This window comes from Brevibacillus daliensis, assembly GCF_021245735.1.
Lineage (GTDB): Bacteria > Bacillota > Bacilli > Brevibacillales > Brevibacillaceae > Brevibacillus_B > Brevibacillus_B daliensis.
In genome coordinates, this window is sequence record NZ_JAJISB010000004.1 from 160,055 (window position 1) to 173,232 (window position 13,178).

At 40.7% G+C, this 13,178-nt stretch carries 9 protein-coding genes and 2 pseudogenes; all 11 read left to right on the top strand.

Annotation, left to right across the window (positions count from 1 at the left end):
• Positions 1 to 103 precede the first annotated feature (103 nt).
• The 11 genes and pseudogenes from LM917_RS06580 (at position 104) to LM917_RS06630 (ending at position 13,143) form a co-directional block, all read left to right on the top strand.
• The gene (locus tag LM917_RS06580; protein WP_232696694.1) at positions 104 to 565 is read left to right on the top strand and encodes a MarR family winged helix-turn-helix transcriptional regulator; all 462 of its coding nucleotides are present in this window, start codon (positions 104 to 106) and stop codon (positions 563 to 565) included.
• Complete coding sequence (locus LM917_RS06585; RefSeq protein WP_232696695.1) at positions 549 to 2,165, top strand: MDR family MFS transporter; 1,617 nt, start codon at positions 549 to 551, stop codon at positions 2,163 to 2,165. The genes LM917_RS06580 and LM917_RS06585 overlap by 17 nt, the downstream gene beginning before the upstream one ends.
• Before the next feature lie 31 nt (positions 2,166 to 2,196).
• Positions 2,197 to 2,748, top strand: a complete 552-nt coding sequence (locus LM917_RS06590) for a membrane lipoprotein lipid attachment site-containing protein (protein ID WP_232696696.1) — start codon at positions 2,197 to 2,199, stop codon at positions 2,746 to 2,748.
• A gap of 303 nt (positions 2,749 to 3,051) precedes the next feature.
• Complete coding sequence (locus tag LM917_RS06595) at positions 3,052 to 4,314, top strand: efflux RND transporter periplasmic adaptor subunit (RefSeq protein ID WP_232696697.1); 1,263 nt, start codon at positions 3,052 to 3,054, stop codon at positions 4,312 to 4,314.
• A complete protein-coding gene (locus tag LM917_RS06600; RefSeq protein WP_232696698.1) occupies positions 4,304 to 7,594 on the top strand; it encodes an efflux RND transporter permease subunit in 3,291 nt (1,096 codons plus the stop codon). Before LM917_RS06595 ends, LM917_RS06600 begins: the two co-directional genes overlap by 11 nt.
• A 291-nt stretch (positions 7,595 to 7,885) precedes the next feature.
• Entirely contained in the window at positions 7,886 to 8,383 is a 498-nt protein-coding gene (locus tag LM917_RS06605; protein ID WP_232696699.1) for a VanZ family protein, read from the top strand.
• A 141-nt stretch (positions 8,384 to 8,524) separates the two neighbouring features.
• Positions 8,525 to 9,070 (top strand): annotated as a pseudogene (pduL, locus tag LM917_RS24750) (phosphate propanoyltransferase); the annotation flags it as partial.
• A gap of 69 nt (positions 9,071 to 9,139) precedes the next feature.
• Complete coding sequence (locus tag LM917_RS24755) at positions 9,140 to 10,264, top strand: acetate/propionate family kinase (protein ID WP_232696860.1); 1,125 nt, start codon at positions 9,140 to 9,142, stop codon at positions 10,262 to 10,264.
• 107 nt (positions 10,265 to 10,371) lie between these two features.
• A pseudogene (locus LM917_RS06620) lies at positions 10,372 to 10,821 on the top strand (S1 RNA-binding domain-containing protein); the annotation flags it as partial.
• Between the two features lie 211 nt (positions 10,822 to 11,032).
• Entirely contained in the window at positions 11,033 to 11,851 is an 819-nt protein-coding gene (locus LM917_RS06625) for an alpha/beta hydrolase family protein (RefSeq protein ID WP_232696861.1), read from the top strand.
• A 65-nt stretch (positions 11,852 to 11,916) separates the two neighbouring features.
• On the top strand, positions 11,917 to 13,143 hold the full coding sequence (locus LM917_RS06630; RefSeq protein ID WP_232696701.1) for a PucR family transcriptional regulator: 1,227 nt from the start codon (positions 11,917 to 11,919) through the stop codon (positions 13,141 to 13,143).
• Positions 13,144 to 13,178 lie beyond the last annotated feature (35 nt).

Genomic DNA, 13,178 nt, shown 5'->3' on the forward strand with positions numbered 1-13,178 from the left:
CAAAAAAATATTGACTCATGACACAAATAACTTATATTATTTTAATCATTGAAATATTCAATAAATAAAACGATTTCGATGTTGAAGTAAAGGAGTGATGATGTTGGAGGAAAAAGATCAATTTAATAAATTCGAGGGATTGTATTGGCACGTATCAAGAAACTTGAATTTGATATGGAAAAAAATATTTGCCGAGTACTTTCCTGGTTCACAGTCGTATATTATGTGGTTTTTAGAAAAAAACGGAGCGAAAAAAATGACGGAATTAGCAGAAGCAATAGACTTAACTCCAGGCGCTGTAACGAGCTTATCTGACAAACTGATCGCTAACGGCTATATAAACCGATACCGAGATGAAGAGGACCGTAGAGTCGTTTATCTCGAGATTACCCCTACTGGAAAAGAAACATTGAACTTGCTGCGTAAAGAAGGCAGAAATAAGATGAAAATGATTTGTAACGACATATCAGAAACGGATCTTGAACATATCGTTAGAATATTCGAGCAAATATCAGGGAATATTGAAAAAGTTCAAGAGGAGGAGAAGAATGGAGCATCTGACTGATAAACGTAAAGGGATGATAATGATTGCCATTCTAGTTGCCTTATTTTTCTCGGCAATTAATCAGACTATTATTGGTGTGGCGATGCCGAGGATTATTTCAAAGCTTGGTGGAATGGACTACTATACGTGGGCCATTTCTATTTATATGTTAACCTCGACTGTGGCTACAGTGCTCGTTGGAAAGCTGTCAGACATTTATGGTCGTAAGCCATTTATTTTATTTGGGATCGGTTTTTTTATGATAGGTGCAGTTTTATCCGGTTTTTCCACAAATATCTTTGAACTAATTGCGTACAGAGGTATATCAGGCATGGGGGCTGGGATTATTATGTCAACGGCGTTCATGGCGGTTGGAGACCTGTATGCTCCAAGGGAACGAGCACGTTGGACTGGTATTCTAAGCGGAGTATTTGGTTTATCCAGTGTATTCGGTCCTGCTTTAGGTGGATACGTGGTCGATCATTTTGATTGGCACTGGGTGTTTTGGGTTTTTCTTCCCTTGGGAGTTGTTGCTTTTATCATGATTTTAAAGATGTTCCCTAGAGTAGATCGTAAACCCGGGGAGTCGATCGATTATTTTGGATCAATATTTTTAACGCTTACCATCGTTTCTTTACTACTTGCATTTTCTTTGGCAGGAAATGGTCCTGGAAAATTCGCCTGGATATCATGGCAAATTCTTGGATTGTTTGGTAGTGCAGCAGTTACACTCGTTATTTTTCTCGTAATCGAAACAAAAGTAAAAAGCCCTGTTCTTCCACTTTCATTGTTTAAAAACAGTATTGTTACGGTATCCAATATGGCAGGATTTTTGTTAGGTGCAGGTATGATGGGAGCGATGATTTATGTTCCGTTTTTTGTGCAGGGAGTGAAAGGGGTTTCTCCGACTTATTCCGGATATATCATGATGCCGATGTCAATTATGATGGCTGTGGTTACTGGTATTGCAGGTCAAGTTATCTCAAAGAGGGGCAAATATAAAATGATGGCGATTGCCGGACTAACGATTATGACTATTGCGATGTCTCTCTTGCACTTTATCAATCTGGACACTCCTATTTACTTCATAATCATCTATATGTGTATTTTCGGTATTGGGCTTGGCGTTAGCATGCCGGTCATTTCCTTAACGGTTCAAAATGCCGCTCATCCGAAGGAATTGGGGGTTGTTACGGCATCGTCACAGTTGTTCCGTTCTTTGGGAAGTACGATTGGTATTGCTGTGTTTGGAACCGTAATGAGCTCGCGCATGGCAGGGAAAATGCAGGAGATGCTTGCTTCAGGCAATCAAATAAATCAGGCACAAATAGATCCCACTTATGCCGAACAGTTTAAAAAGCTGATGAATCCGGAGACACTGCTTGATCAACCTAAGTTAGCAGAGATTCAAAGTCAATTACCGCTAGAGTATCAGGAAATTGCAACAAAAATGGTTGATATGGTCCGTGAAACCTTTAGTTATGGGCTAACCAGCACATTTTTAGCGGGGGCAATCGTTATGGCTGTAGCTGTTATCTTCACTCTTTTCCTTAAAGAAATCCCTCTTCGTTCAGCTAGCGATTACAAGCAAGTGGAAGGAAGCGACGAGAGAAAAAACTAGATAGCGAAATATGATCGAAAGGTGTGTAGTAATGAAAAAAATTTTCCTCTTACTGGTTTTGGTTGGAATAGTAAGTGGCTGTGCAGTTTCTGCCCAAGGAGAAATTCATCAGAGAGAAACAACATCTGAAGAAGAACAAGCGAATAAATCTAACGTTGAAAAACTTATTGTACAAAGAGGACATGACATTTTTGCTTTCACAAAACCATCACAAAATATGGGGATTTTAGTAAATGCTATAGATTTATTTCGTCTTACATATCGAAAAAGTGATGAGAATATAGTGGTGAAAAACGAACGAGAATTAGAATTCCTTCAAGAAAGCCAGGAAGAAGGAACCAGTCAGAACGACTATACCTATATTAGAATTATACAGACCCCCTATATTCCAGAAGTGGGTGAAAATGCATTTCCTAGAAAAGATATTGTACTTTATATCGATCGACAGTATCCAAACGACGTTTTTGTTGGTGTACAAAACCCCATTAAACTGGATGAATGGGAGGTTTATAAAGTGAAAGATTATAGCAACTGGCTGAAAAAAGATATTGATTTATATATATCCTTATACAAAGGACTATAAACACTTTCTGCTAATTGTTCAAAGATACAAGGAAGACAATATAGCCAATAAAATGGCAAAACGAAAAGAGCGGTAAGTCTGAACCAGGGCTACCGTTGTTTTCTCATAAATGCGAAAACATGTGTCATATGGCAGATGTAAAGGATTTTCTTTTCATTACTACGATTGGGGAATATAATAGGTTTGTAAAATACATAATTTTTTGACTAATAAAAAACGTTTTTCCAAATGAACGGCTAGTCCGTGTAAGGTAGCGTCCTAGACGTACGTTACACTTTTTCTTTTAGAAGGAGGATAAAGGTAATGAAGAGAAGGTTACTCATTTCCAGTTTGTTTTTGGCTATCTCCATAACTGGTTGCGATATGTTGCAGTCAGAAATAGATTCATCGGAAAGTCAGATGCGATCTTTTTCATATGAATCAGAACCAAAACCCCCTGTAGTCACAAGCTATGTGGTTACTAGTATAGAAAATAACAGCGACCAGGGAGTCATAGGAAATGTAGCTCCCCCTAACCAAATTGATGTTTCCTTTGGAGTAAGTGGGCAAATCGCTCAGATACATGTGAAAAAAGGAGACCGTGTAGGGGCAGGTCAACTTTTGGCCAGTCTAAATACAACTGCATGGCAACAGGATATTTCTGTAGCTAAGTCCCGACTGGATCAGGCTAGTGCTGAGAGAGAGAAGGGGCAACTGGGTGCGAATCAACACGATGTAAGAGAACAGGAACTGCGTATAGAGGGAGCGAAGCAAAAGCTTAGCACTGCTGTAGCGGAAAGAGAAAAAGGCGAAAAGTTATTCGAGAGCGGTGTTATTACAAGAAATGAGCTTGATAAGCTAAAGCAGGAAGAGTCTAACGCTACGCTTGGCTTACGCGAAGCTGAAAATGGATTTAAAAAAATAAATCAAGGGCTTGATCCTGCACAAAGAATATCGTTAGATGCAGGCATTAAGCAGGCACAAGCTGGGGTAATCAAAGCAGAGCAAGATTTAAAGGATTCAAAAGTAGTTGCACCTGTTTCAGGTGTGATAGCCGATATTAATCAGCGTGTATCAGAACGATCTGGACCAGGTCAAACCCTTCTGACAATTACGGAAGAAGGTGATTGGGAAGTACATCTTCAGGTGAGCCAAAGTCAACTAGGTCAATGGAAACAAGGAATGAAAAGTATGGTCGTCGCTGGTTCGAACAAAGCTTTGCCAGGAACGGTTCAATATGTGTCTTCAACACCTGACGAGAAAAGCAATATGTATCAGGTAGAGATAAGTATGCAGGAAGCTCCAAAAGACTGGTATGCGGGAATGGAGGTTACTGTGCGTTTGGCTAATAAGTCAGGGAGCAGTGTATACGTACCTGTATCTGCTGTAGGCATAGAGGATGAAGGACCATATATTTTTTCCATTGTGGATGGCAGAATTTTTAAGGCACGAGTCAAGCTGGGCACAGTCCAAGGTAATTTGTATGAAGTGGTAGAGGGACTAGAAGAGGGGGAAGCCATTGTGAAATCAAGCATCTCCCACTTATCGGATGAACAAATCGTTCAGGTGAAGCAACATGAACAATAAATGGGTTCGTAAAAACTTGAAAGCTTGGATCTATGGAATCGTTCTGTTCATTCTAATTGGAGGTATAGTAGCTGCTAACTCACTCTCTCTACAGATGTATCCTGAATGGCTAGGGTCTCGTTATCAGATTGTAGCTACCTATCCTGATTTAACAGCAAAGGAAATGGACGAGAAAGTAACCCAGCCACTTATAAAACAAATAGAGCAGCTATCTTCAATCGAAGACGTAAAAAGTACAACCAGTGCAGGTCAAACCTCAATAGAGCTCCATAACACAAACCACTTTGATTCGCTTTTTAAAGAAGAGCTAGAAGAGAAAATTGAGCCATTAAAAGCTTCGCTCGGTGAATCGTTCAGTATTACCGTAAATCAGTCAGGCTTTACGGAAGAGCCAGTTGCACTGTTTTATTTAACGGGAATGGATCTCCCATCCTTACATCAGATAGCTGATGGTGAGATTATAAAACAATTGGAACAAATTCCTGGGGTTCTACGTGTAGAAAAATCTGGTTCAACACTTGCCAATCAAGTCGAATTGATTTTTCGACCCGAGGCACTTCAAGCCTATCAATTAACGCCAGGTGATGTAAGTTCTCAGCTTCAAAATATGGGCAAATCAGAGCAACTGGGGACGATTGTTACTAATGAACAGTCCACCTCATTTTTATGGTCAAGTGCTCCGGATACAATAGAGGAGATCGGACGTTTACCAATTCAAACTGCCAAGGGCGAGGTTGCCCTACGTCAGTTTATTGATGTAAAAGATATGCGAGATGAGCCAGCAGAAGCACTTACGATATATAAAGGCGAGCCAACAATCATGCTTAAGATGAATCAATCAAAAGGTTCTTCTTTATTTACCCTGCAACAAGAGCTACGTCACCAAGTAGAACTGATCAATCAGTCGGCAAATGGAATGTATCAGTTTAAGATTTATCAGAACGCTGGACAAGAACTGATCAATCTTTTTACCCAACTGTTTTTCATCATCATACTTGTTTCCGTGCTGATCTCTTGCTGGATTGCATATCGGTTTCGTCAATGGCGAGCTGGCTTGATTTCGTTAATCGGTATTTTTTCTGGACTGGCAGTCATTTTTATTGGTTTATACCTAACTGGGATACCATTACATCTTGGTTCTATCGGTCCACTCGCGCTGATGAGCTTTGTTTTCATGGGGGCAGGGGTGGTGTTGTTTGAAAAATATGGGCGAATAACAATCTGGAATTGGGCGCATATATGGATGGCGACCAAGAGCAGAGTAGCTGCCATACTTTTACCTGTTGTGATGGTGCCACTTAGTTTTCTTCCATTGGTGTACAGTTCGATTACGGACGTGGAGAGCAAGCCGGCTTTACTGGCATCCTTGCCATTTTTAGCAATAGGTATTATCGCAGTGGTGGTTAGTTATCTATATGTCGTACCTTTGCTTGCTAGCAGATGGCTGCGTCTTTCTGACAGAAACTCATTATCCTCTGAGCTATCTGCGCAGAGAAGGCGGACTATAGCACTTAAAGGATGGATGATGAAGAGTTGGTATAAACGTATGCAACTAGGATGGACGCCGTATGCGATAGCAATCGGGGTGACCATCATCCTGTATCACTCACTGATAGTTTTTATTCCTATCGATAAAATGCTGCTCTGGGATCGTCAGGAGTCAACAGCTCTCAATCATATCAATGGGGAAGAAAAATTGTCGCTACCAGAAGGGACTACGTTAGCAGAAGCCGTTCAGACTGCAACGCTAGCGGAACAAAGCCTGAAAAAAATTCCGGAATTACGCGATATGTATTCGGAGGTTGCTAAAGAGAAAATCACCTTACATCTCAATTGGAGTGATTCGAAATCCTGGACCAGGAGCAGCTATAAAATAAAAAAGGAAGTAACGGATCTTCTACTTTTGGTTCCTGGTAGCACGTATCAGGAAAGCCAGGGGAACAGCGGGCAAAGTAAAGCAACTACTTCTGATGTTACCCTTACTTTTACAGGACCATCATTTTCTAAATTAGAAGAAGTATCTCATATTGTAATGGAGCGATTGGAAGAGAAGAATGGATCGGGACAGGCAAATAAGCAGCTTGTATCCATTACTAATAATGAAAATCCCAAACTGAAGCAAATGCGCGTAAAGCCAAAAGAGGGGATAGTAGAGAGCTATGGAATAAAGCCAGAAGAGGTGAAAAGCAGAGCGGAAGGATATCTCCAATCACAACAAATCGGAGTACTACGCGAAGGTGTCCGAGATAGTTCTGTCACCATCAGTTATCCGAAAGGGTACCTTGATTATCTGGTTCAATTTGAACATGTGATGATTCCGACAGATAAAGGTATGCAACACCTGAAGAATCTGGCTGAAATCGTGGAGGAATCGATACCGCCTGCCATTATTCAGGAGAATGGTCTATACAAAATTGAAGTGAGTGCAGATATTATTGACCTACCGGATGCTATGTATCCGTTAGATGCAGATATGATTTTTGCAGGGTTACAGTATGAAATTGAAAGAGGCGATTTGGTTCTGCCAGTAGGGTACAAATTGGTAGATCCTAATGTAGAGTGGAAAGAGGAAAGACGATTAAAAGGCTGGGAGCAAAATGGCCCATTGCTTATCTTTGCAGGACTGGCCTCCTTGCTCACGGTATTGTCTGCTTTTATGTTGAAACAGAAGATAAAAACGGTAATCGCTGTCATACTAGTGACTCCGTTGGCACTCGTTCCCGCCGTGATTGCGTTGTCTTTTTGGAGTTTACCGTCCAACCATGCAGCTATATTAGGAACAATGACAATCGCAGCTTTAATCTGGCAACAAGGTCTTGCTTTAATTGCCTCAATGGATGAACATCAAGAGGAACGTGATGTAACAGAAATTAAATCGTACAGAGGGAGAGCAGGTACAAGGGAATATTTGGACATAATTGTAGGATTGCCTGTCATTATGTTAGTCTCTTTCTTTCCGTTTGCAATGGGATGGACAGGCACCAATTTTTCACGTTCCTATTTTGCAGTTATGGCAATAGGTATGCTATGTATCCCTTCCATCCTATTTTATATGGTCACTGCCATTTATCGTGAGCTGTGCCAAGGTGAACAACTGGGGCGGATCATACCGTATATGAGGGTGATCAGAGTAATGTGGTCAAACTGGTGGAATCATGCAGGCGTTCATGCACGTTCTCACAAACGTTATTCAGCGAAGAAGAAAGAAGTGAAGCAAGATCAAGGAAAAATCGATCGGGATCACTTACGTCAGGAAGACTTTTTACCAGTCACCAAATAAAGAAAGTATGGGCTGCCTAGATAAATGGGCAGCCTTAGCATTTACAGCTAGGAATTTATAAAAATACCTAGCTGCATAAGTGCAACTAAGGCTTTACCCGCGCCAGAGGCTTGGCAAAGCCAAGTTTTCTAACTGTATCAGAAAGTATAAACTTCAAAGGATCACTTCCTGATACGCATGAAAAACATCCGCTTATGAAGAACCAGCTTCTTCGAAAGGACTTCGATAGAAGTTTTTCTTATCTTGTATATAATGTAATGATACAGATAACGCGCATAATTGAGGTGAACTATGAATCGCAAAGCACTCATCTATCTCACACTCCTGATCATCGGTGTATGCATTCAATTTATCCTATCTTCACAACCATATGGACAGCAGGATATTCGTGACGATCTTAAAAATTACGTAAATCTCGACAGAGTAGAAGATAGGATAGGCAATCTCTCGTTTCAGTATGTAGACAAAGAGGTAAGTGTAGAAAACGATGGTGTTGAAGGTGTCCTGGAATTTTTTATACGAAAAGCAGGTCATTTTTTTGGTTTTATGACGTTGGGATTCCTTGCATTTCAAACCTTTCGCTATTCAACTACCTTACAGGTTGCGGTTCCTTGGAGTCTGTTGGTGAGCTTGTTGCTTGCCGTGTTGGACGAATGGCATCAATCTTTTACTCCTGATCGCTCTTCTTTAGTATCTGACGTATTATTGGATTTTTCTGGGGCATTATTCGCTATTCTTCTGATGATTCTATTTTTAGTGTGGGTGAACAAAAAGCAAAGGTTAATATAGTTGTAACAAAACGATCACAGGTTATTCATAGGTGTTCATTACATTTCTCGATTCTTTGATGATAAAATTTAAGGAATCACCCATCCTATATAAAATAAATGCAACTTAGACAATGATAAAAGAAGGGGAGTCAAAGAAATTATGAAGGTACCTGTTGGTATATCAAATCGTCACATCCACTTATCGCAAAAGGATCTGGATTTATTATTTGGTCCTGGTCACGAACTGAAAAAATTAAAAGACCTGAAGCAGGTTGGACAATATGCAGCGGAAGAGGTAGTAAACGTAATTGGGCCAAAAGGTCGCATCAATAAAATTCGTGTACTTGGACCTGTTCGTAAAGCAACTCAGTTGGAAGTATCTCGTACCGACAGCTTTATTCTAGGTGTAGAGCCTCCTGTACGCGATTCTGGTGACATTAAAGGTAGCCCAGGGATTACAATTGAAGGGCCGAATGGGACAATTAACATCAGTGAAGGTGTTATTATTGCATTCCGTCATATTCACTTCTCTGAAGAAGAAGCAAAAGCGTTTGGTGTAAAAGATAAACAAATCGTTTCTGTAGAGGTTCCTGGTGCACGTTCAATCGTTTTTGAAAACGTGCTTTGCCGTGTTCACAAAGATTTCCGTCTGGAGATGCATATCGATACAGATGAAGCTAACGCAGCAGGTTTGAAAAACGGTATGGAGCTAGAAGTAGTTATACCTGTTACTAGTGGTGAAAATTACCAACAGTTTAAAGCTCAAGAGAAAAAAATGGCAATTGTTCTTAACTGCGGAAGCTCTTCAGTAAAATATAAGTTGTATGAAATGCCATCCCGCAAGGTTTTGGATAAAGGCATTGTCGAAGAAGTTAAACAGAATGAATATGAAAAAACTATCAATACCATTTTTGACAAATACAAGCAGTATGATATCGCAATGGTTTCACACCGTGTTGTTCATGGTGGAGAAGATTTTAAAGAATCCGTTGTTATTACTGACGAAGTGAAGCAAAAAATTAGTGATTTATCCCGTTTTGCTCCTCTTCACAATCCTGTTAATTTGATGGGTATTGAGCTTGCTCAAAAATGCCGTCCAGACGCAATTCATGTAGCAGTTTTTGATACAGCTTTCCATCAAACCATGCCACCACAATCTTATCTGTATCCGTTGCCATATGAATACTATGAGAAGTATGGTATCCGTAAATACGGCTTCCACGGAACTTCTCACCGTTATGTGGTGCAACGTGCAGAGCAGATGCTTGGTACACCAAAAGAAAAACTTCGCCTGATTTCTTGCCATATTGGTAGCGGGGCAAGTATTACAGCTGTTCGCTACGGTGAATCTATTGATACATCCATGGGAATGACACCTCTTGCTGGTGTAATGATGGGTACACGTAGTGGTAATATTGACCCAGGTATCCTTCCATACATTGCAGATATTGAACAAATCGATACAAAAGGCGCTATGGATATTCTGAACAAAAAGAGTGGTCTATTAGGACTATCCGGTGTTTCCAGCGATTTGCGTGATGTTGAAAAAGCAATTGATGAAGGAAATGAGCAAGCGAAAGTTGCTATGGAAATATTTACACAACGCTTGAAAGACTTCATTGGACTATACCTTGCTCGTCTGAATGGTATTGATGGAATCATCTTTACTGCAGGTGTTGGTGAAAATAGTGTCCTTACTCGCCAATTGGTTTGTAACGGTCTAGAATACGCTGGAATCATTGTAGATAAAGATGTTAACCGTAATCATAAAGGAGAAGGATTTATTAACAGTATTTACTCTCCTGTGAAAATTATGGTAATCCCTACTGATGAAGAATTAGTCATGGCGTCCGATGCATACCAGCTTTACTTGAATCAACCGGAACTGGTATTAGCATAATTCCAATAGAATGGGCTTTTCATTGAATCGCTTTCTCTGCTATACTTATAAAATGAGCCTGTATAAAAAATGGGTTTCTCGACACTTGGTGAAAAGATAAAAGGAGTGCAAAATGGATGGCAGTTGAAGTTGGAAGCATCATTGAAGGAAAAGTGACGGCAATTAAACCGTTTGGTATGTTTGTTGCTGTAAACGAAACGCAACAAGGGTTAGTTCACATCTCCCAGGTTGCTAATGGTTTTGTGAAGGATATCAATGAACACTTTTCCGTTGGAGATAGTGTAAAAGTAAAGGTTCTCTCCATCGATGATGCAGGTAAGATCTCCCTTTCCGTTCGTGCGGCTATGCCAGCACCAGAACGTGAAGCCCGCGATGAGCAAAAAGAGCGTGGTGGAGACCGTGGCGGATTCCGCGGTGGAAATCGTGGCGGCGATCGTGGTTTCAATAAGCGCGAAAATCCAAAGGACTCATTTGAAGACAAGCTGAAAAAGTGGATGAAGCACAGCGAAGAAAACTTGGCTACAATTAATAAAAAACAAAACAAACGCGGATATTAATTACAGCGATGTTATACAACGGGAAGAGGAACTATAATGGTTCCTCTTTTCTTGTTACTGTATCGGAAAGAATAAACTGCGGAGCTTCTCATCCTGATACGCATGAAAAAGAAGCACATTTTTTGTCTACGAACTCGTTAAGGTCCAGCAAGTTGGATATGGAGGGAAATGGATCGTGCAACAACCGATAGTCATAAGGTTACTTACAGACATGGAGGGAATAATAACTGCTGTACGAGAGGAAAAACAGCTCGTAGATGGCGTTAATCTATACACGATTCAATATAAGAGTGGTTCTTTTCAAGTGAAGGCGCTATTGGCTATACATAGCAATAGTGAATCTGATGCGTTAGGAGAGCAGACGAAATCTCCGGCTATTTTATATTGTCGTGGCGGCTACAAAAAGGTTGGACAAGTTAATCCATTACGCATTTCTCAGATGGCTGCTTTTGGATACACGGTCCTTGCTCCTCATTATCGTGGCAATCAGGGAGGAACAGGCAAAGATGAATTCGGTGGAGACGATATGGAGGACGTTCACGTAGCTTATGAGCTACTGCATGAAATGTCTTGGGTTGATGACAGCCGGATTCACTTATACGGTTTTTCACGTGGTGGGATGATGGCGCTACGAGCAGCAATGATTCCAGATCGCTATGCATCTGTTGTTGTATGGAGTGGCGTTAGCGATATGTATCTAACGTATGAAGAACGAAAAGACCTACGCCCTTTGCTCGTGAAGCTGGTGGGAGAACCAGATCAGGAGAGTGAAGGATATGATATTCGCTCACCAATTAATTATACGGAGGATATTAGTTGTCCTGTCTTAATCATACACGGAACGGAAGATGAAAATGTAGGAATAGAACATGCAGTCCGTTTAGCGAATGAATTGAAAAACAGAGATAAAACGTATGAACTGTGGCTGGCTGAGGGTGCTACTCACCTATTTGATAGTCCCTATATGGAACAATATACAATCAAGATGTTTTCATGGCTGGACATGCAGGAATTCCGTATGAATTCGTAGCGGTAAGGATACTTTTTTCGCTATAATAATGGTGAGATCAAGTAAAGGTTAGGTGGGGAAAATACGTGCCACATGGATATTTCGATCAACATCAACACAGTGACATAAATGAGTTAGCAGATGTCATAGGTGAATTGTTACAGAATCCCGTTACCATTGAAGATATGGATCACCGACTGCTTGCTTACAGTTCTCATAGTGAAAGTACGGATCAAGCACGATGGTCAACGATTATGGGGCGCAGAGTTCCTGAGAAAGTATTGACTCGCCTATGGAAAGATGGCGTATTTCAGCATTTGTTTAGTCAAGTTGATCCTGTTCATATTCCAGAGAAGGTAGAAATTGGTCTTGGACAGCGAGTAGCGATTGCCATTCGCAGAGGATCGGATATACTTGGATACATTTGGGCTCAGGAAGTAAATCGACCTTTAACGAGTGAAGATGACGAAATATTACGGCAGGCAGCGAAGGCAGCCGTTCCATTGTTCTTGCAACGACAGGGTAAACGAAAGGCAGAGGAAGGTAGACGCAAGGAGTTTTTGTGGGAGCTACTGTTAGGGAGTCACCGTGATGAATCCCTTCTGTTACAAAAAGCTGCCAAACTACAAATGGAAATACCCCCGCCTTTTCTGATAAGTGTGGTTGATATAACAGAACCGCAGGGAGAGCAGCTAACCCAGTTGTTGTACCCTTTATTGATGCGAGATAAGGTATATAACGTAACAGACGGTTCACAGGTAATTCTACTGATCTGTTCACGAAAAGGGGGACAGTGTAATGATGGTACCCTATTACAGCTTGTCGATCAGTTTATGGAAGAGGCATTTTCCAAGATTGTAGATAAATTTGGAGAAGAAAATGTATTTGTTGGTTGTGGAAGACCTGTACAGACGCTGACTGATAGCAGACAAAGTTATCAGGAGGCATTGCAAATGGTTCAAGTCAAACGCCAATTTCCACGAGAGACTAGACATCTTATTCATTATAACAAGTTAGGTTTGTATCGCATGCTTGCACATATGCATTTAATTAATGATGCACAAGGTTATACGAATGAAGGCTTAGGCAAGCTTTTGGCATATGACAGGGAGAATCAAACGAATCTGATGGAGACATTGGAAGTATTTCTTGATCACGTAGGGAAAGTAAATGTCACAGCTTCACAGCTCCATATCCATATTAATACGTTAAGCTATCGCCTAAAGCGAATCGAAGAAATTACGGGGTATAATCTGGACGATCCCAATGATCGATTTAGTCTGTACGCAGATCTGAAACTGTTGAAGATATGAATAAAATAAGGCGTATTTGTGAAAATTCACAAATT

Bases quoted from the DNA above. Each gene is read 5' to 3' on its own strand.
- LM917_RS06605 (WP_232696699.1), top strand. From the start codon at position 7,886: ATGAATCGCAAAGCACTCATCTATCTCACACTCCTGATCATCGGTGTA.
- LM917_RS06585 (WP_232696695.1), top strand. From the start codon at position 549: ATGGAGCATCTGACTGATAAACGTAAAGGGATGATAATGATTGCCATT.
- LM917_RS06595 (WP_232696697.1), top strand. From the start codon at position 3,052: ATGAAGAGAAGGTTACTCATTTCCAGTTTGTTTTTGGCTATCTCCATA.
- LM917_RS24755 (WP_232696860.1), top strand. From the start codon at position 9,140: ATGGCAATTGTTCTTAACTGCGGAAGCTCTTCAGTAAAATATAAGTTG.
- LM917_RS06600 (WP_232696698.1), top strand. From the start codon at position 4,304: ATGAACAATAAATGGGTTCGTAAAAACTTGAAAGCTTGGATCTATGGA.
- LM917_RS06625 (WP_232696861.1), top strand. From the start codon at position 11,033: ATGGAGGGAATAATAACTGCTGTACGAGAGGAAAAACAGCTCGTAGAT.
- LM917_RS06590 (WP_232696696.1), top strand. From the start codon at position 2,197: ATGAAAAAAATTTTCCTCTTACTGGTTTTGGTTGGAATAGTAAGTGGC.